This window comes from Mycoplana sp. MJR14, assembly GCF_029210525.1.
Taxonomy (GTDB): Bacteria; Pseudomonadota; Alphaproteobacteria; order Rhizobiales; family Rhizobiaceae; genus Mycoplana.
Window position 1 is genome coordinate 1 of sequence record NZ_JARGEO010000011.1, and the last position, 21,307, is coordinate 21,307.

Genomic DNA, 21,307 nt, shown 5'->3' on the forward strand with positions numbered 1-21,307 from the left:
ACGGCGCCGCTTGAACCAACAGAATTGTTTCCAAATCACAACAGCACGCTCTAGCCACGCCGCTTCGCCACCACCCCGCCCGTGACCGCCGCCTTGACGCCCGTCGTGCCGGGAAAGGTCAGCGGCAAGCCTTCCAGCGAGCGGACCGCGAGATAGGCCCAGGCCTCGGCCTCCATGCTGTCGCCATCGAGCCCCGCTTCCTCCGCAGCCATCACCCGTGCCCCCTGCCCGCCCGCCAGATCGGCGAGGTCGGCCATGATGATCCGGTTCAGCCGCCCGCCGCCGCAGACCACGTAGGTCCTTGGTGGCTGCGGCAGATGTCCGGCGGATGTCAGGATGGCGGCGGCGGTGACATGCGCCAGCGTCCGCGCCCCGTCCTCCAGCGTCGCATCCCCGCCGGCCGGCGGGAGAAAGTCGTTGCGGTCCAGCGAACGCCGCACCGTCGCCGTGAAGAAGGGATGGTCGAGATAGCGCGCGGCAAGGCTGGCGACGACGCGGCCCTCGCTGGCGATCATGCCGCCCTGGTCGAAGGGGATGCCCGCCTGCGCCTCCACCCACTGGTCGATCAGCGTATTCCCGGGCCCGCTGTCGAAGGCGACGATCGCGCCGTCCGCGCCGACATAGGTCAGGTTCGAGATGCCACCGATATTGACGAAGACGACGGGAAAGGCGCAGTCGGCCGGCAGGTTGCGGGCGAGCGCCGCATGGTAGACGGGAATGAGCGGCGCCCCCTGCCCGCCCTCGGCCATGTCGTTGGCACGCATGTCGTAGACGACGTCGATGCCGGCCTCGCGCGCAAGCAGCGCCCCGTCTCCGAGCTGAACCGTCAGCGCCTGGTCGGGACGATGCAGCACGGTCTGGCCGTGGAAGCCGATCACGTCGACCGCCGCCGCCGTCAGGCCGTTTTCGTCCAGGAAGGCCCTGACCGCCTCGGCATGACGCAGTGTCAGCTCGCGCTCCACCGCCGCAAGATCGCCCGGCCGCTCGTCGCGGCGCCCGATCGCCTTCGCCGTTTCCAGTGCCGCCTGCAACCGCTTGCGGAATACCGGATCGTAGGCGACGCCCATCGTCGGCCCGCGCTCCACTGTGCCCTCGCCGTCCGTCCGCATCAGCGCGACGTCGATGCCGTCCAGGCTGGTGCCGCTCATCAGCCCGATCGCGGTTCGTATCCGTCCCATGACAAAATTCCAGAATCACTTTTGGAGTGATTATGCGCAAAAACAGTGCTAGATGCCGCGCCATTCGTTCGCATCACCTCCCCCACAAGAGAGAAGACCAATGTCGGGTTTCAAGTCAGATTTCCTTCGCACGCTCAGCGAGCGCGGCTTCATCCACCAGATTTCGGATGAGACCGGCCTCGACGACCTGCTCTGCAAGGAAACCGTGACGGCCTATATCGGCTTCGACCCGACCGCACCCAGCCTGCATGCCGGCGGGCTGATCCAGATCATGATGCTGCACTGGCTGCAGCAGACCGGCCACCGCGCGATCTCGCTGATGGGCGGCGGCACCGGCATGGTCGGCGACCCCTCCTTCAAGGACGAGGCGCGCCAGCTGATGACGCCGGAGACGATCGCAGCCAATATCGCCTCGATCAAGAAGGTGTTCTCCAGCTACCTGACCTATGGCGAGGGCCCGAAGGACGCGCTGATGATCAACAATGCCGACTGGCTGCTCGGCATCAACTACCTGGAATTCCTGCGCGACGTCGGCCGCCACTTCTCGGTCAACCGCATGCTGTCCTTCGACAGCGTCAAGATGCGCCTCGACCGCGAACAGTCGCTCTCCTTCCTCGAATTCAATTACATGATCCTGCAGGCCTACGACTTCGTCGAGCTGAACAAGCGCTATGGCACGCGCCTGCAGATGGGCGGCTCCGACCAGTGGGGCAACATCGTCAACGGCATCGACCTCGGCCACCGCATGGGCACGCCGCAGCTCTACGCGCTGACCTCGCCGCTGCTGACGACGGCCTCCGGCGCCAAGATGGGCAAGTCGATCTCCGGCGCCGTCTGGCTGAACCCGGACATGCTGTCGGCCTATGATTTCTGGCAGTACTGGCGCAACACCGAGGATGCCGACGTCACCCGCTTCCTGAAGCTCTACACGACGCTGCCGATGGACGAGATCGCCCGCCTCGCCGCGCTCGGCGGCTCGGAGATCAACGAGGTGAAGAAGATCCTCGCCACCGAGATCACCGCCATGCTGCACGGGCGCGAAAATGCCGAGCAGGCGGCCGAGACCGCCCGCAAGACCTTCGAGGAAGGCGCGCTCGCGGAGAACCTGCCCTCCGTCGAGGTCCCGAAGGCCGAGCTCGAAGCCGGCATCGGCCTCCTGTCGCTGATCGTCCGCGCCGGCCTCGCCGCCTCCAACGGCGAGGCCCGCCGACACGTGCAGGGCGGCGCCGTCCGCATCAACGACAAGGCCGTCAGCGACGAGCGGATGACGATCGGCAGCGCCGAAGTGACCGCCGACGGCGTCGTCAAGCTCTCGCTCGGCAAGAAGAAGCACATGCTGGTGCGTCCGGCCTGAGCCGGCCGAATCGCCATCGGAGGTGTCAATGTCCACAGAGGACGGAGCACACGAGTGGAGACGGTGCGACGAGTGTCGAAGCGAATACATCGCATCGACCTCCAAGATGCTGTCCCTGTGCCCCGAGTGCTCCCATCACCTCTATGGCTATGACAACTGCGATCATAGTTTTGAAGGTGGTCGCTGCGGGCTATGTGGTTGGGACGGCCAGAGGTCAAAATACATCCTGAAACTTATCGCCGGCTCGAACTGAATGGCCAACATGTCGTGAAGAAGCAGGGCCTTAAATGCTTCTTGCTTTCACAAGTGGAACGACGCCCCGCCCTCAGAACTCGAAGATGTTCCGGAACACGCCCGGCGCGATGACCGACAGCGGATTGACCATCAGCCGCGGCTGGTCGAAGGGGCCGGTCAGCTTGAAGGTGATGCCGATCAGGCCGCGGTCGCGGCCGTTGCCGAGGATGATGCCGATCAGCGGCAGTTCGGCAAAGAGGCGGTTGAGCCCGTAGGCGGGCATGAACGTGCCGGTCAGCTCCATCTGGCCGCTGGCATTGCGGACCATGCCCTGGAAGGTCGCGCCCACCGCATCGCCGCGCACCACGCCGTTTTCGACCCGCAACGTGCCGTCCTTCGACACGACGAAGGCAAAGCCCCGCTCGAAGCGCATCGAGCTCGTGTCGATCTCGCTGCGGACCGCGTCGTTGAGGCTCTTGCCGCCCGCGGGCGTCGATACCATCGAGCGCAGCTTCTCCTCGCCTTCCAGCCGGAACTGGCGGATGTCGACCGGGCCGCGCCAGGCGCCGTCCGCGCCCGCCTTCAACTTCACGTTCAGCAGCCCGCCGCCCATGTGCCGATAGATGTTGGCCAGCCGGGCGAGCGCGCCGGCATCGCCGGAGGTGATCTCCAGCGTCTGCTCGCCGCCCCCGCCGAGCTTCGCCACCACCGCTTGGCCGCTGCCCGTCACGCCGGACAGATCGAGATCGGTCATGCGGCTGCCGTTGTGCCCGTAGGATAGCTTGAAGCTGTCCAGCGCCTCGCCGTTGAAGCCGATCGCCCGGCCGATGTCGGCCCGGACCGACACCGCCGCCGCATCGCCGCCGCCACCGCCTGGACCGCCCGGCTTGTTCTTCAACCGCGCCAGCACCGGACGCAGGTCGGCGAGTTCCCCGTTCACCTTCGCCACATAGCCTCCGCGCGAGCGCGAGAGCTCGAGCGAATAGCGATCCTGGGCCGACAGGCGGACCTGTCCGAAGCGGGCGGAGCTTAGGCCGCCGTCCTTGAGCGCGAGCTCGCCGGTCACGGCAAAGCCGTCGCCGGAGAAGTCGAAATCGGACAGGCGCGTGACGCCGCCCTCCGGCTTGCCCAGCGCGAACGTCGCCTTGGCCGGGACCCCCGCCCCCTTCTCCCAGCCGATCCAGGGAAGCTGCACGAGGCTCTTGCCGAGATCGCTCTCGACCTTCTGGCTGCCGTCCGGCTGGGTGGTGATCAGGATGCCCACGGGCCCGGCCACGATATCGGCCAGCCCCGGAAACAGCCGTGCCCGGTCCTTCTCGGAGATGGTTCCCGAAATCGTCAGGTCGCGCTTCAGCCCGCCGCCCTGGCTCACCGGCTCGATCAGCGTCACCTCCAGCGGCACGCCGTCGATATACGCCTTCGCCTTGAGATCCGCCCGCTCGGGATTGATGACGAGATCGCCCTGGACGTTGGTGACCTTCCGGCCGGCCATCGGCTGCCTGAGATCGACGCCGAGCAGGTCGATATCGGCGGTCCATTGCGGCGGCGGCGGGTTCTGGTCGCGCACCAGGCCGAAGCGCGCCTTGACGTTGGCCTCGACGGGTCCCGAGAAGTCGTCCGGCACGAACGGCGTCTTCTTCAGAACGTCGATCGGCCGGTAGGTGACGAGTTCACCGATCGCGTCACCGGCGCCGGCGATGTTGAGGTCGATCTCGGCCATCAGCGGCCGCTCATAGGTGTTCGGCAGGACGACGGTGCCGTCCTTGACCGACACCGACCGCCCGGAGCCCATATAGGCCGTGCCGCCGGTAAGGCCGATCTCGATCCGCTCGCCATGCAATTCGAAATGACCGGCCGCGTCGCGCAGCGGCGGGATGTCGCCGGCGATGTTGAGGCGGGTGTCGGCGATGTCGAAGGTGATCGTCAGCTCGCTGCCGCGCAACTGCAGCCGACCTTCCGGCTCCGGCTCGCGATCGGCCGCCATCGAGACCTCGATGCGGCCGTTGGTCACCGTGCCGCCGTAGATGTTGGCGATCACCCACTGGCGTGCGCGCCTTCCGAGCCAGTAGGGCCAGAGCTGCTTGACGGTGGTGGCGTCCAGCGTATCGCCGACCATCGCGAAGTTCACCGCGGGGCTGCGGCCGCCGAGCGCGATGCCGAGCGAGCCGGCGAGCGAACCGCGCGGCGTCGAAACGCCGAGTTCGTCGAACAGGATCTGCTTGCTTTCCGGCAGCAGCCGGCCGGAGGCCTTCGCCTCGAAGCGCACCGGCGTCGCCCCCGTGTCGATCGGCGCGCCGACGGCGTTCTCCACGAGAACGTCGATGCCGAATCCCTTCTGCGTCTGGCCCGGCAACCGGTCCAGGTCGATCAGCCCGCCGGTGAAGGGGAAGGAGGATGCGCCGACATGCACCTCGGACTTGGCGATCTCGATCCCGCGGCGGTCATAGTCGTAGTAGGCCGCGACCCGGCTCGGCTTCACCTCCGCGCCCTCGCCGCCGAGATAGAGCATGCCGCCCTGCGTGGAGAGGCCGAGGTCCAGCCGCGGCTTCAGGCCCGCCCCGCCACGGACGGCGGAAACGGTGACGGCGACCGGCACGTCGAGGCCGGAACGGATGTCGCCCTCGGCGGTCCGCTGAAGCGTGAAGGGCGCCAGCGGAACGCCGGAGATCGTGCCGCTCACCTCTGTCGCGCCGCCGCTGCCGCTGGCCACGAGATCGATCGCGCCGGCCCTGCCGTCCAGGTTGAACTCGCCTGCAATCGACATCTCGCCGTCCCCGGTGCGGGCAAAGCCGATCTCCTCGATGTCGAGCGTCAGCGTCCGCCCGCCGGCGGCCGCGATCGGCAATGCCAGCTGGTTGATGCGGACGCGCCTCAGGTCGCTGCCTGCGACCATCGCCCCGATCCGCTCCAGCGCCGCAAAGGCCGCATCCTGATAGGCCGGGACGGCGTCGAGCCGCACCTTCGCAAGATCGATCGGTGGTCCCTTGGGCAAGAGCGCCGGGTTGAACATCGCCCCGTCGATATCGAGCCGCGAGGGCGCGACCCGGCCGGTGAGCAGGGCCAGCGGATCGAGCACGATCGCCACGGCCTCGGCGTTGGCGACGTTCTCGCCGCCGTCCTTGCGGCTGAAGGAGACATTCTCCGCGCGCAGCGCCAGGCCGCCGAGACTGGAGAAGCGGACGACCGTGTTTTCCACGGCGGCGGCATAGTTCGGGCCGACGGCACGATTGAGCGCGGCCGACGCCCGGGTGTTCAGCGTGCTGTCGATCAGCCCGCTCTCGACCGTCGCCACGACCAGGACGATGAGCAGGGCGACCACGCCGCAGATGCCGGCGAAAAGGCGCGCCAGAACCGAAAGATGGCCGGGCCGATCGGTGCAATGAAGGATGAGCGGCTCATGCGCCTGCGCAGACGGCAGTTCGTGCAGGGAGACGATATCGCCCCGGCCGAATCTCACCTTCTCGCCGCGGATGTCGCTCATGTCGCGGTTGTTCCATTCATCAAGTCGGCGCGCCGACGTCACCTCGCAGGACAGGCGTCCCGTCAGCCGAATGCGACTGGACGATTCCTGCTGGCACTATATACCGGGGATCGGGTCCGCATGACCTAAAAACCTGGCCAAAGAAAGGAAATACCATGGCGGAATTGTCTCCTGGTGCGCCGGCGCCGGATTTCTCCCTGCCGGCGGACGGCGGCGAGAACGTCTCGCTCGTGGCACTTCGCGGCAAACCCCTGGTGCTCTTCTTCTATCCGAAGGACGACACCGAAGGCTGCACGGTGGAAAACCTCGCCTTCTCGGCCCTCATCGGCGAATTCGACAAGGCCGGCGTGCGGGTGCTGGGCGTGTCGCCCGATCCCGTCAAGAAGCACGACCGTTTCAAGGCCAAGCACGACCTGAAGGTGACGCTGCTCTCGGATGAGGGCCACCAGACGCTGGAAGCCTACGGCGTCTGGAAGGAGAAGAGCATGTACGGCCGCACCTACATGGGCGTCGAGCGCACCACCTTCCTCATCGACAAGGACGGCAGGATCGCGGAGATCTGGCCGAAGGTGAAGGTGCAGGGCCACGCGGAAGCCGTCCTGGCGCGCGCGAAAGAACTTTAAGAAAATGCCTTATACGCCTGACCGGATAGACATTCCTCCGATCGGAAGCCTGCGCGGCGGCGCGACGCTGGCGATCCGTTCGGCCGACCTCGACGTCAAGACGGAGATCGCCCAGGAAACGGCGCGGCGATGGTTCGCCCGCACGCTTTCGGTGCGATCCCCGCTCGATCCGCCGCTTCCGGACCGACCGGGCCGGCCGCCGCGGCCGGAACTGGTGCCGCCGAAGAACATGAAGAAGCGCTCGCTGCACACGCTGAAGGGCCGAATCGCCCTCCTGCACGCGCTGGCCCATATCGAACTCAACGCCATCGATCTCGCGCTCGACATCGTCGCCCGGTTCACGACCCAGGGCGTGCCCCATTCCTTCTTCGACGGCTGGATGCAGGTCGCCTTCGAGGAAGCCAAGCACTTCCGGCTGATCCGCGACCGGCTGCGCGCCCTCGGCGCCGATTATGGCGATCTTCCGGCCCATGACGGGCTCTGGCAGGCCGCCCACAGCACCCGCAACGACCTGACGGCCCGGCTTGCGGTGGTTCCCCTGATCCTCGAGGCCCGCGGCCTGGACGTGACGCCGGTGCTGCAGGAAAAGATGCGCGAGACCGGCGACATCGAGAGCGCCGATATCCTCGACATCATCTACAACGACGAGAAGGGCCATGTCGCCGTCGGCGCCAAATGGTTCCGCTTCCTCTGCGCCCGGGAAAGGAAGGATCCGGCGGCGAGCTTCCAGCAGCTCGTGCGCGCCAACTTCCGCGGCTCGCTCAAGGCGCCGTTCAACGATGTCGCCCGGGCGGAGGCCGGCCTAACGCCGTCCTTCTACCGCAGCCTCGTTTCCGTCAGCCAGAGTTAACGATCCGCGCCCGCCCGCAAGCCTTTGTTAACCTTAACGGTGTGTAATTCCGTCTCACCAAGGGGCAAGACACTGGCTGTCGGGGGTTGTGGTGGCGGATCGTCCTGAAAATCGCGTCTTCGGCAAGAAAGAGCAGCAGCATATCATCATCCTCGCCTCCGGCGACCGCATCCGCCACATGACCATCCGCCCCTGGATGCTCGCCGTCACCTTCTGCTTCGCCGGCATGTTCACCATCGGCTACCTGGCCGCCACCTCCTACCTCGTGCTGCGCGACGGCCTGATCGGCGCCACCATGGCGAGGCAGGCGCGCATGCAGCACGACTATGAGGATCGCATCTCCGCACTGCGCGCCCAGGTCGACCGGGTGACAAGCCGCCAGCTTCTCGACCAGCAGGTGGTCGAGGAGAAGGTCGAGAAGCTCTTCCAGCAGCAACTGGCGCTGACCGAGCGCAACGGCAAGCTCGACTCGCTCCTGAACCGGGCGGACGACGCCGGTCTCCCCGCAACGGCCGAACCCGAGCCGCAGCCCGCAGAACTCGGATACGGTCGCCGCGCTGACGCCGCCCCGGGCCTGAAGGCGATCGACCGGCTGCTCGGCAAGAGCACGGCAGCCGTCGCATCGCAGCCGGCATCCGCGCCGGCCCTGGCCTACGCCGCGCCCGGCGAATCGGTCGCCGACCGCACCGACAGGATGTTCTCCCGGGTGACGCTCTCGCTGAAGGACATCGAGCGCCAGCAGCTCTCCCGGATCGCGACACTGACCACGGGCGCCGCCGAGACGGCCGATGCGATCGAGGCTATCCTTGCCCGCAACGACATCGCGGTGCCGGCCGAAGGCACCCCGGAGGGAACCGGCGACGCCATCGGCGGACCCTTCGTCGAGCCGGAGACCGGCGACAGCTTCGAGACCTCGATGGGGCAACTGGACACCGCGCTCAACCGGCTCGAACTGATGCGCGGCACCGTGCGCCGGCTACCCTTCGCCAACCCCTCGCCCGGCAGCCCGGTGACGAGCCGCTTCGGCAACCGCACCGATCCCTTTCTCGGCCGCCTCGCCCTGCATGCCGGCATCGATTTCCGGCTCCCGGTCGGCAGCGAAGTCCGCGCCACGGGCGCGGGGACCGTGGTGACAGCGGCCCGCACCGGTGGCTACGGCAATCTCGTCGAGATCGACCACGGCAGCGGCCTGACGACCCGCTATGCGCACCTGTCGCGGCTGCTGGTCAAGGCGGGCGACACGGTCGACGCCGGCGAGGCGATCGGCCTGTCCGGCTCCACCGGCCGCTCGACCGGTCCGCACCTCCACTACGAGGTCCGCCGCGACGGTCGCGCCAGCGATCCCGCCCGCTTTCTTTCGGCCGGTCGCAAGCTCTCGACCTACATGAATTGAGGCCATCGGGCGAAAAGCCGCAGGCGACCTTAACCTTGCCTTCACCTGCGGATCCGCAAGAACCGTTCGTTTCCTTGACTTTCCGGCGCTTTCAGACTATGTGCGCTGCATCCAGCGGGCATCCCTACAGCTGAAACCCCAAGCGTTCGCAAGAACCGGAACGGAAACAGATTTCCCTTTGACCACTTTTTCAGATCTTGGCCTGAGCCAAAAGGTACTTTCCGCAGTCACCGACGCGGGCTACACGATTCCCACTCCGATACAGGCCGGAGCGATCCCACCCGCCCTGCAGCGCCGGGATATCCTGGGCATCGCGCAGACCGGCACCGGCAAGACCGCATCCTTCGTGCTGCCGATGCTGACGATACTGGAGAAGGGTCGGGCCCGGGCGCGGATGCCGCGCACGCTGATCCTCGAGCCGACCCGCGAACTCGCCGCCCAGGTCGCCGAGAACTTCGACAAGTACGGCAAGAATCACAAGCTCAACGTCGCGCTCCTGATCGGCGGCGTTTCCTTCGACGAGCAGGATCGCAAGCTTGAGCGCGGCGCGGACGTCCTGATCGCCACGCCCGGCCGCCTGCTCGACCATTGCGAGCGCGGCAAGCTCTTGATGACCGGCGTCGAGGTTCTCGTCATCGACGAGGCCGACCGCATGCTCGACATGGGCTTCATCCCCGACATCGAGCGCATCGCCAAGCTCATCCCCTTCACCCGCCAGACGCTGTTCTTCTCCGCCACCATGCCTCCGGAGATCCAGAAGCTGGCCGACCGCTTCCTGCAGAACCCCGAGCGCATCGAGGTGGCCCGTCCCTCCTCCACCGCCAAGACGGTGACGCAGCGTTTCGTCGCCGCACACGCCAAGGACTACGAGAAGCGCTCCAAGCTGCGCGACCTGATCCGCGCCCAGCAAGAACTGAAGAACGCGATCATCTTCTGCAACCGCAAGAAGGACGTCGCCGACCTGTTCCGCTCGCTCGACCGCCACGGCTTCTCCGTCGGCGCCCTGCACGGCGACATGGACCAGCGCTCGCGCATGACCATGCTGGCCAACTTCAAGGACGGCAACATCCAGTTGCTCGTCGCCTCCGACGTCGCCGCCCGCGGCCTCGACATTCCCGACGTCAGCCACGTCTTCAATTTCGACGTGCCGATCCATGCCGAGGACTACGTCCACCGCATCGGCCGCACCGGCCGGGCCGGCCGCTCCGGCGCCGCCTTCACGCTGGTGACCAAGCGCGACACCAAGTTCTCCGACGCCATCGAGAAGCTGATCGGCCAGTCGGTCGAATGGCTGGACGGCGATCTCTCCACCCTGCCCGCGCTCACCGAGAGCGACGAGCGCGAGAAGCCGCGCAAGGGCCGCGGCCGCGAGCGCGACAGAGATCGCGACCGGGACCGGGACCGGGAACGTGGAAGCAGTCATAAAAGCGACAACCGCCGCGACGACAATGGCAAGGAAGCCATCGCAGCGGACAGAGGGAGCGATGCCGTGAAAGCCGACCGCCAGAACGACACGAGGCCGAGCCAGCCGGTGCGCAACCAGCGTCCTGCCAACGACGACAACCGCGATCGCCGCAGCCGCTATCGCCGCGACGAGGACGACGGCCCGACGCCGGTCGGCTTCGGCGACGACATCCCGGCCTTCATGCTGATCGCCGGCAAGGCCTGATCCGCATCCATGCCCGTTCCAGGCTCCGAGGTCCCCGGCGTCGGTTGCGGCCTCGCCGTGCTTCGCGACGGCAGGCTGCTGCTCTACCGCCGCACCCGCCCGCCGGAAGCCGGCCACTGGAACATCGTCGGCGGCAAGGTCGACCACATGGAGCATTCCCGCGACGCCGCGCGTCGCGAGGCCGAGGAAGAGACCGGACTGTCGTTCGGTCGCCTCGACTTCCTTTGCCTGTCGGAACAGATCATCGAGACGGACGGCCAGCACTGGCTGTCGCTGATCTACGTGACCGAGGACTTTTCCGGCGAGCCGAGGGTGATGGAGCCGGAGAAGCTGCCGGAGTTCGGCTGGTTTTCCCTGAACGAGCTGCCCCAGCCCCTGTCACGCTTCACCGCTGCCGCGGCGGCGGCACTGCGCGCTCGCTGACCGCGGCACGGGCACAACCTCACTTTTTCGTCGGGCCGGCGCGAATGGCCGCCTCGAGCGCCAGCTTCACCCAGCAGGCCATCAGGTCCGGATCGTCGAAGGCGTCGTCCGGAATGGTCCAGTAGGGCATGCGCAGCGGCATGCCGGTCTTGCGCCCCTCGTACACCCATTGCCGGCAGCCGGAGACCTCGAATTCGGGGATCGTCACCTCGTCGGCCTTGAGCAGCACCTCGCCGTCCACCTCGAGCGCGACGATCAGGTCCCCGGCATAGATCCCCTTGCCGCCGAACATGCGCTTGATGGTCACCGGTCCCAGCGACTGGAACATCTCGTGGATCGCCTCGTTGTTCATCGCCTACCCCTTCAGAACGCCGCCCGCCTCGGCGATCGCCTCCGGCGTGTCCACGTCCAGATGCGCGGCCGGCCCGATCTCGACGTCGATGATGTCGAGGCCGGACGTCTCGATGATCTGGCGCGCACCGACGTCCCCGGAAAGCGCGCGGACCGCCGGGAAGGTCGCACGCGGCAGGATCACCGGATTGCCGCGCTTGCCGGCAGACACCGCCCGCACGATCGCATTGCCGCCGGCCCCGGCGAAGGCATCGATCAGCCTGCGCAGGTCCGCCGCCGTCACGCCCGGCATGTCGGCGAGATGGACGAGCACGCCGTCGCAATCAGCTCCCACCGCCTCGAGACCGGCGTTCAGCGACGTCGACATGCCTTCCTGGTAGAGCGGATTGCGGGATATGGCCACAGACAGGCCCGCGACGGCGGCCTCGATCTCCGCGGCCCGGTGGCCGGTGACGAGCACGACCTCCGACGGCGCTGCCTCGATCGCCGCTGCAACCGACCTGCGCACCAGCGGCACGGCGTCGAACTCGGCGAGCAGCTTGTGGCGCCCGCCGGCTCCCATGCGTCGCGCCTGCCCGGCGGCGAGCACGACGATCGCGACCTTTGCCGCAGCCTCGCCGCCGCCACGACGCTCGCCCTTGACCTCGCGCGGCCGCGGCCGCGTCGGGATCTCGGCCAAAAGCCCGCCGACCCCCATGCCCGTCAGTTCCGCCCGCCCCGGCGTCTCACCGGCGAGGATGCGGGCGAGCACCCAGTCGAAGCCGTTCTCCTTCGGGCTGCGCGCACAGCCCGGCGCGCCGATCACCGGTGTCTCGCCGATATGGCCGAGGACGAGGAGGTTGCCGGGATCGACGGGCATCCCCACCTGCTCGACGCGGCCGCCGGCCAGCCGGATCGCGGCCGGGATCACGTCGTCCGCATCGGAGACCGCCGACGCCCCGAAGACGACCACCAGTTCGTTGTCGCGAACGGCCGGCCCGAGCGCCTCGGCAAGCGCCGGCGTCTCGTGCGCCACCCGCGTCTCGCCGCTGAGCGTGCTTCCCGACGGCGACAGCCGGTGTTCGAGGAGCAGCCTCGTCTTGTCCATCACGCTCGGCTTCAGCGACGGCAGGACGGTGGCGATCAGGCCGACCCGGCGCGCCGCAAACGGCTTGACGAGGAGCGCGCCGCCACCTCTCAGCGCCGCCGCCGCGCGTTCGACCGCGTCCTCGGCCACCGCCAGCGGAATGATCTTGATCGTCGCCACCATGTCGCCCGGGCGGACGGTGGCGTGATCCGGCAGGGTCGCGATCGTGATCGCCGGGTCGACGCGGTTGAAGCGGTCGATCGCCGTCCGGTCGGCGATCAGCAGGCCGTCGACGGCGGCATGAATGTTGACGCGCCCGGTCGCGGGCACGGTGAAGGTCAGGTGATCGGGGCCGATCGCAGCGGCGAGCCGGGCGGCGGCGGCGTCCTCGTCCAGGTCGCCGGGCTCCAGGCGCACGGCGATGACGCTCTTGACGCCCGCGCCCAGCAATTGCCGGCAATCCGCCTCGTCGAGCCTGCGCCCCTTCGAGAAGGAAACGCCGTCGCCGCGCACGCCGTGTGCCAGGATCGATCCGGCGGCCGCCCCGGCGGGGATTTCGCCGAAAATCATGCCGCAGCTCCCCGATAGAGTTCGCGCCGGCGGAAGGCCTCGATGACCTCGGCGAGGATCGCGACCGCGATCTCGGCCGGGCTTGCCGCGCCGATGTCGAGGCCGATGGGCGCGCGGATGCGCTCGATCATGGCCGCGCTCGCACCTTGCGAAAGCAGCCGCTCCACGCGCCTGGCATGCGTCTTGCGGCTGCCGAGCGCGCCGACATAGAAGCAGCCCGCCTCCAGCCCGGCCCGGATCGGGTAGTCGTCGATCTTCGGGTCGTGCGTCACCGCCACCAGCGCCGTATAGGCATCGAGCGGCCTCTGCTTCAGCACGTCCTCCGGCCAGTCGGCGACGAGATCGGTGCCGGCAAAGCGCTCGCCGGTGGCAAAGGCGGTGCGCGGATCGACGATCGTGAGATCGAAGCCTGAGACCTTCGCCATCGCCACCAGCGCCTGGCTGATGTGAACCGCGCCGATCACCACGATCCGCGGCGGCGGCAGGTGCACGTTGAGGAAATAGCTGCGCCCCTCGACCTCGACCACACCCGACCTGCCGGAGCGGAACGCGGCCGCGATCGCCTCGCCCAGCGGACCGACGACGGCATCGCCCTCGCGCACGAGCCGGTCGCGCCCGTCGCCGAGGTCGGTCAGGTACACCACGGCGCGGCGGGCGCGACGTTCGGCATTGAGTTTGCGCAGAATGTGCGGATCCATCAGCCGAGCCGCTCCAGGTAGACGCGGATGCGGCCGCCGCAGGAAAGCCCGACCCGCCAGGCCGTCTCGTCGGCGACGCCGAATTCGAGCATCCGCGGTTCGCCGCTGCCGATCACGTCGAGCGCCTCGGTGATGACCGCGCCCTCGACGCAGCCGCCCGACACCGAACCGTGAAAATTGCCGTCGCCGTCGATGACGAGGTGGCTGCCGGCCGGGCGCGGCGCCGAACCCCAGGTCTCCACCACGGTGGCGACCGCCACCGCGCGACCGTCATCCATCCAGCGCTCCGCCACGGCCAGCGGGTCGAGGGTATCCGTCGCGTCGTCCATGGCAGCCTCCGTCATGTCTGTGCGGCGAGAAACCGCCGCGGGTCAGCGCGCCCGCCGCTTTCGCCGGAAAGCGCTGCGACAAGTTGTCCGATGGCCTCTAGATTGTGCACGGCGCGCAGTTCGTCAACATGCGGCAGCATGGCCAGCACGCCCTTCGCGCGGGCCTCGAAGCCTTCGAAGCGCAGCAGCGGGTTCAGCCAGACGAGCCGCCGGCAGGAGCGATGCAGCCGGTCGATCTCCGCCTCCAGCGTCGCAATGTCCTCGCGCTCCAGCCCGTCGGTGATCAGGAGCACGATGGCGCCCTGCCCGAGCACGCGCCGGGACCAGAGCCTGTTGAACGCCTTCAGCGTCGCGCCGATGCGGGTTCCGCCCGACCAGTCCTCCACGGCCCGCGCGCACGCCTCCACCGCCTCGTCGGGATCGCGGTGGCGCATCTGCCGGGTGACGTTGGTCAGTCGCGTCCCGAACAAAAATGTGTGAACGCGCCGCCGCCGGTCCGTCAGCGCGTGCAGGAAATGCAAAAAGATGCGCGTGTACTGGCTCATCGAGCCGGAGATGTCGGCGAGCACCACGAGCGGCGGATGCACGAACTTCGGCTCGCGGTAGCGCGGCAGGATCAGCGCCCCGCCGGTGCGCATCGCCCGGCGCATGGTCGCGCGCGGGTCCACCGTCGCCCGGCCGGTGCTGGGCTGGAAGCGCCGGGTTCGGACCTCGTCCATCGGCAGGGTCAGGGCTGCGACCGCACGCTTGGCCTGGCGCAGTTCGGCCGCGGTCATCTGCGCGAAGTCCATCCTGCGCAGCACCTCGCTGACCGACGCGGTGAACCGGGCGTCGATCTCCACGTCCGGCTCCTCGCGCGGCGGCCGCCGGTCTTCGGGCGCGGCAAAGAGCGCATCGGCGATCCGCCGCTCGCCCGCCTTCCTGCGCGCTTGCTCCGCCTCCCGGCGCACCACCGGCGACATCATCGTAATCATCTTCTGGACGAGGTCGCGCGAACGCCAGAACAGCCGGAACGCCTCGTCGAAGATCGCCTGGTCCTCGTGGCGGGTGACGAGCGTGCAGTGGAGCGCGGTGTAGAATTCCTCGCGATCGCCGATGCCGATCGCCTGGACCGCCTCGATCGCGTCGGCGACGGCGGCCGGCCCGATGCGCATGCCGGCCTTGCGGAGCGCCCGGGCGAAGTGGACGATGTTGTCGGCCAGCCGGCCGTCGTCCGGCGGCCTTGCAGCGAGCGCGTCAGGCCCCGCCCCGGTCATCTCAGCCCGCCGCGCGCAGCTCGGACCTCACCTCGTCGAGGAGCTTGCGGCCCTCGCTCCCTTCGATCCGGGCGATGTCGTCCTGGTATTTCAGAAGCGTTCCGAGTGTGTCGGCGATCGTCTCCGGGTCGAGCGCGGTGCGGTCGAGCTCGGTCAGGGCGGTCGCCCAGTCGATCGTCTCGGCGACGCCTGGGTTCTTGAACAGGTCCATCGTCCGCAACCGCTGGACATAGGCGACGATCTCGCGCGACAGCGCCGCGTTGCAGCCGGGGATCTTGCGACCGATGATCTCCAGCTCCTGTGCCGCCGAAGGATAGTCGACCCAGTGGTAGAGGCAGCGGCGCTTCAGCGCATCGTGCACCTCGCGGGTCCGGTTGGTGGTGATGATGACGATCGGCGGCTCGGCCGCCCGGATCGTGCCGAGCTCTGGCACGGTGACCTGGAAATCCGACAGCACCTCGAGCAGGAACGCCTCGAAGGCCTCGTCGGTCCGGTCGAGCTCGTCGATCAGGAACACCGGCGCCCGGCCATCCGGCGAGGAGAGCGCCTGCAGGACGGGCCTGCGGATCAGGTAGCGGTCGGAGAAGATGTCGGATTCGATGCGGTCGCGGTCGGTGGTGCCCGCAGCCTCGGCGAGCCGGATCTCCAGCATCTGCGCGGGATAGTTCCACTCGTAGACCGCCGAGGACACGTCCAGCCCCTCGTAGCACTGCAGGCGGATCAGCGGCCGGTCCAGCGCCTTCGCCAGCACCTTGGCCACCTCGGTCTTGCCGACGCCGGCCTCGCCTTCGAGAAACAGCGGCCTCTTCATCTTCAGGGACAGGAACAGCACGGTCGCAAGGGCGCGCCCGGCCAGGTAGTTCTCCGTCGCCAGCATCTCCGCGGTCTCTTCGATCGACCGGGGAACGGATCCCGTCTTGTAAGCCGCCATGCGTCCTCCGCTTTCAAGCGAGGTTACAGCGAGCGATAGCCACGGTCCATATAGATGAGAGGCGGTTTCTGCGGGCCGTGAACGAGCCCGACGACCTCGCCGAACAGGATCATGTGCGTTGACATCACCTTGAACTCGATCAGCCGGCAGTCGAACGACGCCAGCGCCCCCTCCAGGATCGGCGCCCCGGTGACAAGCTCGCTCCATTGCCCCTCGGTGAAGCGGTCGCCGGGTATGGTCGGATCGCGGCCGGAAAAGACGTTGGCAAGCTCCACCTGGTCGGCTGCGAGCGCGTTCAGCGCGAAACGACCGCTCTTCTGAAAGATCTCGTTGCGCGGATTGGAGACGTTGAGGCAGGCCAGCACCATGGCCGGCGCGTCGGAAACCGAGCAGGCCGCGGTGATCGTCACCCCGCGCCTTTCGCCCTCGAATGCCGTCGTGACGATCTGGACGTGACCTGCGTATCGGCTCATGGCGTCGCGATAGAGCGGCGGGTCCAGCATCAATCGGTCCAACACAAAGATCTCCCTTGTTGTAAAAAGGGGATAGATGGAAACAATGAAGAAAAATGTAAGCGCCGCAACGGCGTTTTCCAATCTCTCGAGCCCGGGATAGCGGCATCCGCCCTAGCCTTCAATGCGAAAATTGACCGGAAGCAATCCGGTCGTGCAAGTATGCAGCGAAACGATACTGGTGAATTCATGCTCCGCCGCCTTCTTTTCGGCCTCATCCCCCTGCTGGCGCTGGCAGGCCCGGCCATCGCCGCCGGCCCCAGGATCGCCGTCGTCGCGCCGCTGTCCGGCCCGCTCGCCATTCTCGGCGAGCAGGTGCGCGCCGGCGCACGCGCGGCGGCGAAGGCAAGCGGGGCCGAGCTCGTCGAGATCGGCGAGGCCTGCGCCGAGGAGGGCGACAATGCGATCGCACCCGCCGTCGTTTCCGCCGGTGCGATCGCCGCGATCGGCTTCCTCTGCACCGAGGACCTGCAGTCCGCCCTGCCCGCGCTGGCGGATGCCAATATTCCCGTGCTGACCCTTTCCGCCCGCTCCGGCGTGCTGATGGAGGACGCGCTGAAACGGAACCGGCCCTTGTTCCGGCTGGCTCCGGCGCCGGGCATGGAGGCGCAGAAGGCGGTCGACGTGATCGCGGCGGAATGGGCGACGGAACCCTTCGCGCTCATCGACGACGGCACGATCCATGCCCGCGAGCTCGTCGAGGCCGTCAGGCTGAAGCTCGAGGAGCGCGGCATGAAGCCGGTGTTCGTCGACACCTACCGCCCGGCGCAGGAGCAGCAGATCGGGCTGGTCCGGCGATTGGCGCGGGCCGGCGCGACCCGCGTCTTCGTCGGCGGCGACCGCGGCGACATGGCCATCATCCTGCGCGATGCGCGCGCCGAGCGCCTGCCGCTCACCTTCATGGGCGGCGAGATGCTGATGGCCGCCGACACCCAGGTCAAGCTCGAAAACGGCGCCCGGGCGATCCTCCTGCCGACGGACGGCGTGACACCGGAGGCGATCGCGCTGGCGGCGGCGATGAAGCAGGCGGATCTCGTCGCCGAAGGCTACGTCTTCCCCGCCCATGCCGCCGTCACGGTCGTCAGCCGCGCCGCGGCCGCCGCCGGCGCGGCAAACCGGCCGTTGGCCGACGTGCTTCGGCAGCAGACCTTCCCCACCGTCCTCGGCCCGATCGGCTTCGGCGACGACCACGAACTGCGCGACAACCCCTACCTGCAGATGGAATGGCGGGACGGTCGCTTCCATCCGCTCGGCAACACGGCGGAGGGCGAGTGAGATGAAGCCCGGACCGCGCAACCTGATCACCGACGTCGAAGGCCTGCGGGTCGGCAACGCCGCCGACGCACGGCTGAAATCCGGCGTCACGGTCGTGCTCTGCGACAGGCCCGCCGTGGCCGCCGTCCAGGTGCTCGGCGGCGCGCCCGGCACGCGCGAGACGGACCTCCTCGAAGCCCACAACACCGTCCAGACGATCGATGCGATCTGCCTTTCGGGCGGCTCCGCCTACGGGCTGGACGCGGCCTCGGGCGTGCAGGCGGCGCTGCGGGAGATGGGGCGCGGCTTCGCCGTCGGCCCTCATCTCGTGCCGATCGTCCCGGCCGCGATCCTCTTCGACCTGATGAACGGCGGCGACAAGGACTGGGGCCGCTTTCCGCCCTATCGCGAACTCGGCCATGCCGCGACGCTTGCGGCCGCCGCAGATTTCTCCACCGGCACCGCCGGCGCCGGCACCGGCGCGACGACGGCGACCTTCAAGGGCGGCCTCGGCTCCGCCTCGACGGTGCTCGACAGCGGCGTCACCGTCGGCGCGCTGGTTGCCGCCAATGCGCTCGGTTCGCCGACCATCGGCTCGTCCCGTCATTTCTGGGCGGCGGCCTTCGAGGAGGGGGACGAGTTCGGCGGGCTCGGCCTGCCGCAGCTGATCCCCGCCGAGGCCCGGCGGCCGCGCACCAAGCTCGGCGGCGCGACGGACGCGCCCACCAACACGACGATCGCCGTCATCGCCACGGATGCCGTCCTGACCAAGGCTGAGGCCAGGCGGCTTGCGATCTCCGCGCATGACGGCTTCGCCCGCGCGCTGTGGCCTGCCCATACCGCGCTCGACGGCGACCTGGTCTTCGCACTCGCGACCGGGGCGAGCGGCAGGACGGTGGCGCTGGAAGGCTTCATCGAACTCTGCGCCGCCGCAGCCTCGACGATGGCGCGCGCGATTGCCCGCGGCGTCCACGACGCCACGCCCGAGCCGGGCGACCTCATCGGGTGCTGGCGCGACGCCCGCGCCGGGCAGAAACGCTGATCGGCTTCCGTTGCACTCCTTAGCCCTGACGACGTCGGCGCCGCAGCCCATGCCCGACGCCGCGCCTGCCGCCGCACGATCCGTCGTTGTCCGACATCCCCGGCAATGCTATGGGCACGGCAGCACAACATGCCTCGGAGCCCGACATGACCCGCCCCATCCGGATCGCCCCCTCCATTCTCGCCGCCGACTATGCCAGGCTCGGCCAGGAGGTGCGCGACGTCGTCGCGGCCGGCGCCGACTGGATCCATCTCGACATCATGGACGGCCATTTCGTGCCCAACATCTCCTTTGGCCCCGATGTCATCAAGGCGCTGCGGCCGCACACCGATGCCTTCTTCGACTGCCACCTGATGATCGCCCCGGCCGACCCCTATCTCGAGGCCTTCGCCAAGGCCGGCTGCGACAGCATCACCGTCCATGCCGAGGCCGGCCCGCATCTCGACCGGTCGATCCAGGCGATCAAGGCGCTCGGCAAGAGGGCCGGCGTCTCGATCAACCCGGCAACGCCCGAAGCGGTGCTGGACTACCTGCTGGACAAGATCGACCTCGTCCTCGTCATGACCGTCAATCCCGGCTTCGGCGGGCAGAAGTTCATTCCGGCGATGGAGGAGAAGATCCGCCGCGTGCGCAAGCTGATCGGCGAGCGGCCGATCGACCTGCAGGTCGACGGCGGCATCGCGCTGGACACGATCGCGCTTCCCGCGTCCGCCGGCGCCAACGTCTTCGTCGCGGGCTCCGCCATCTTCGGTGGCGGCCATGTTGACGCCTATCGCAAAACCATCGAAACTCTGCGCGCGAACGCAGAAGGGGCACGCGATTGAGGCAGATCGGCAAAATCGCCGCCATTGCGGCCGGCGCATTGCTTGCGCCGCCGGCTGCATTCGCCGGCGATTTCGCCCAGGTCCGCCCGATCGGCTTTTCCGAAGACGGCAAGATCTTCGCCTACGAGGAATTCGGGATCCAGGACGGCTCGGGTTCCGCCTACGCCAACATCTACTTTATCGACACCGCCAAGGATGAATATCTCCCCGGCTCGCCCATTCGCGTGCAGGCGCCGGAGAACGATTCGAGCCTCAGGCGGGTGCGGGCCGAGGCCGCAGCCAAGGCGAGCCCCGCAATCGCACACTACAGCCTCAACGACCATCCCGGCCAGCTGGTCGCCCTCAATCCCTACAGCGAGGTCGGCCCCGCCGCCGACAGCTTGCGCTACTACGCGTACCCGGCCGAACCCAGGGTCGGCGAGCCCTACACGCTTCGGCTCACCGAAACGCCCGCCCCCTTGCCGGCGGCATGCGAGGGCCTGGTCGACAAGGGCGTCGGTTTCACGCTCGAATTCACGGAAAAAGCCGGAAAGCCGGTATCGGAGGTCGTCTATTCCGAGGAGCGGACGCCGCAGAGCCGCGGCTGCCCGACCGGCTATCGCATCGCCGGCGTCGTGACATACGACACGCCGCAGCAGCCGATCCACATGGCCCTCGTCATGGTGCTGCGCTTTGGCTTCGAGGGGCTCGACGGGCGTTGGCTCGCCGTGCCGCTGAGGCCATAGCGGCGATGCACGTGCACCGCCAGCGACTGGAACTCGGGAAACCAACGCAAGCCGTACCGCTCCTGCCGGGATGGGTGGCGCTCGCGGGCGGGGCCGTCGTCTGGGGCCTGCTGATGGCCGCCTCGGCGCTCGTCTCCCTGTACGTCCGCAACCGGCTCGAGACCGCCCATCTCGCCCAACTGCTGGCGCTCTACCTTGCCGGCGGGGTCCTCGCCTGGCCGTTCGTGGTCTTCACTGCCCGTCTCGTCTCCCGCAACGCCCGGCTGGAGACCCGCTTTGCCGCTTGCCTGGTGCTGCTTGCCGTCGGAACCATCGCCATGACGGCCTTCCTGTTTGCGATGGACTATCGGCTCTTCTATTCGCAATGGCACCAGCCCTTGCTGACGAAGACCGGCATGCGCCAGGTCTTCGGAACCTCCGCTTCCGCGGTCTACCAGTTCGCCGTGATGGGGCTCGGGCTCTATCTTCCGGTCGGATTGCCGCTGCTTGCGGCGGTCAGCCTGTGGCTCGCCAAAGCCATGCGTTGAGCTTTCTGGCCATTCTT

At 68.1% G+C, this 21,307-nt stretch carries 20 protein-coding genes; 11 read left to right on the forward strand and 9 right to left on the reverse strand.

From position 1 onward, the window contains the following. Positions 1–50: 50 nt before the first annotated feature. The gene (locus P0086_RS20800; protein WP_275789537.1) at positions 51–1,178 is read right to left on the reverse strand and encodes an anhydro-N-acetylmuramic acid kinase; all 1,128 of its coding nucleotides are present in this window, start codon (positions 1,176–1,178) and stop codon (positions 51–53) included. A 100-nt stretch (positions 1,179–1,278) separates the two neighbouring features. On the opposite strand from P0086_RS20800, the gene tyrS reads away from it, so the two are divergent. After that, a complete protein-coding gene (gene tyrS, locus P0086_RS20805; protein ID WP_112610795.1) occupies positions 1,279–2,532 on the forward strand; it encodes a tyrosine--tRNA ligase in 1,254 nt (417 codons plus the stop codon). A gap of 325 nt (positions 2,533–2,857) precedes the next feature. Here the strand turns inward: tyrS and P0086_RS20810 are convergent, their stop codons facing one another. Next, positions 2,858–6,247 (reverse strand): DUF3971 domain-containing protein, encoded by a 3,390-nt coding sequence (locus P0086_RS20810; RefSeq protein ID WP_275789541.1) that lies wholly within the window; start codon positions 6,245–6,247, stop codon positions 2,858–2,860. A 155-nt stretch (positions 6,248–6,402) separates the two neighbouring features. Between P0086_RS20810 and bcp the strand changes: the two genes are divergently transcribed. The 5 genes from bcp to P0086_RS20835 all read left to right on the forward strand — a co-directional run bounded on the left by bcp (position 6,403) and on the right by P0086_RS20835 (position 11,205). After that, complete coding sequence (gene bcp, locus P0086_RS20815) at positions 6,403–6,870, forward strand: thioredoxin-dependent thiol peroxidase (protein WP_275789544.1); 468 nt, start codon at positions 6,403–6,405, stop codon at positions 6,868–6,870. Positions 6,871–6,874: 4 nt separating this feature from the next. Further along, on the forward strand, positions 6,875–7,720 hold the full coding sequence (locus P0086_RS20820; RefSeq protein ID WP_148148991.1) for a ferritin-like domain-containing protein: 846 nt from the start codon (positions 6,875–6,877) through the stop codon (positions 7,718–7,720). A 91-nt stretch (positions 7,721–7,811) separates the two neighbouring features. Then, on the forward strand, positions 7,812–9,113 hold the full coding sequence (locus tag P0086_RS20825) for a M23 family metallopeptidase (protein ID WP_275789550.1): 1,302 nt from the start codon (positions 7,812–7,814) through the stop codon (positions 9,111–9,113). A 178-nt stretch (positions 9,114–9,291) separates the two neighbouring features. Next, a complete protein-coding gene (locus P0086_RS20830; RefSeq protein ID WP_112599876.1) occupies positions 9,292–10,782 on the forward strand; it encodes a DEAD/DEAH box helicase in 1,491 nt (496 codons plus the stop codon). A 9-nt stretch (positions 10,783–10,791) separates the two neighbouring features. Further along, complete coding sequence (locus P0086_RS20835) at positions 10,792–11,205, forward strand: NUDIX domain-containing protein (protein ID WP_148653340.1); 414 nt, start codon at positions 10,792–10,794, stop codon at positions 11,203–11,205. Between the two features lie 19 nt (positions 11,206–11,224). Here P0086_RS20835 and P0086_RS20840 read toward each other — a convergent pair whose 3' ends face one another. The 7 genes from P0086_RS20840 to P0086_RS20870 are packed head-to-tail and all read right to left on the reverse strand — an operon-like array spanning position 11,225 to position 16,924. After that, the gene (locus tag P0086_RS20840) at positions 11,225–11,557 is read right to left on the reverse strand and encodes a TfoX/Sxy family protein (RefSeq protein WP_275789555.1); all 333 of its coding nucleotides are present in this window, start codon (positions 11,555–11,557) and stop codon (positions 11,225–11,227) included. A 3-nt stretch (positions 11,558–11,560) separates the two neighbouring features. Next, entirely contained in the window at positions 11,561–13,192 is a 1,632-nt protein-coding gene (locus P0086_RS20845) for a molybdopterin-binding/glycosyltransferase family 2 protein (protein ID WP_275789558.1), read from the reverse strand. Further along, positions 13,189–13,890, reverse strand: a complete 702-nt coding sequence (locus P0086_RS20850) for an XdhC family protein (protein WP_275789560.1) — start codon at positions 13,888–13,890, stop codon at positions 13,189–13,191. The genes P0086_RS20845 and P0086_RS20850 overlap by 4 nt, the downstream gene beginning before the upstream one ends. Further along, positions 13,890–14,219, reverse strand: a complete 330-nt coding sequence (locus P0086_RS20855) for an XdhC family protein (protein WP_112599871.1) — start codon at positions 14,217–14,219, stop codon at positions 13,890–13,892. The genes P0086_RS20850 and P0086_RS20855 overlap by 1 nt, the downstream gene beginning before the upstream one ends. Before the next feature lie 11 nt (positions 14,220–14,230). After that, positions 14,231–15,475 carry a VWA domain-containing protein gene (locus P0086_RS20860; RefSeq protein ID WP_275789564.1) on the reverse strand — a complete coding sequence of 415 codons (1,245 nt, stop codon included), beginning with the start codon at positions 15,473–15,475 and terminating at the stop codon, positions 14,231–14,233. Between the two features lies 1 nt (position 15,476). Further along, positions 15,477–16,406, reverse strand: a complete 930-nt coding sequence (locus P0086_RS20865) for a MoxR family ATPase (RefSeq protein ID WP_112610641.1) — start codon at positions 16,404–16,406, stop codon at positions 15,477–15,479. 23 nt (positions 16,407–16,429) lie between these two features. After that, a complete protein-coding gene (locus P0086_RS20870) occupies positions 16,430–16,924 on the reverse strand; it encodes a flavin reductase (RefSeq protein WP_112599868.1) in 495 nt (164 codons plus the stop codon). Between the two features lie 183 nt (positions 16,925–17,107). Between P0086_RS20870 and P0086_RS20875 the strand changes: the two genes are divergently transcribed. The 5 genes from P0086_RS20875 (at position 17,108) to P0086_RS20895 (ending at position 21,290) form a co-directional block, all read left to right on the forward strand. Next, positions 17,108–18,193, forward strand: a complete 1,086-nt coding sequence (locus P0086_RS20875) for an ABC transporter substrate-binding protein (protein ID WP_275789568.1) — start codon at positions 17,108–17,110, stop codon at positions 18,191–18,193. A 1-nt stretch (position 18,194) separates the two neighbouring features. Beyond that, positions 18,195–19,214 carry a P1 family peptidase gene (locus tag P0086_RS20880; RefSeq protein WP_275789570.1) on the forward strand — a complete coding sequence of 340 codons (1,020 nt, stop codon included), beginning with the start codon at positions 18,195–18,197 and terminating at the stop codon, positions 19,212–19,214. A gap of 146 nt (positions 19,215–19,360) precedes the next feature. Then, on the forward strand, positions 19,361–20,038 hold the full coding sequence (gene rpe, locus P0086_RS20885) for a ribulose-phosphate 3-epimerase (protein WP_112599865.1): 678 nt from the start codon (positions 19,361–19,363) through the stop codon (positions 20,036–20,038). Next, complete coding sequence (locus P0086_RS20890; RefSeq protein ID WP_275789572.1) at positions 20,035–20,763, forward strand: DUF2259 domain-containing protein; 729 nt, start codon at positions 20,035–20,037, stop codon at positions 20,761–20,763. The genes rpe and P0086_RS20890 overlap by 4 nt, the downstream gene beginning before the upstream one ends. Before the next feature lie 5 nt (positions 20,764–20,768). Then, positions 20,769–21,290 carry a hypothetical protein gene (locus P0086_RS20895; RefSeq protein WP_275789575.1) on the forward strand — a complete coding sequence of 174 codons (522 nt, stop codon included), beginning with the start codon at positions 20,769–20,771 and terminating at the stop codon, positions 21,288–21,290. The last annotated feature ends 17 nt before the right edge of the window (positions 21,291–21,307 follow it).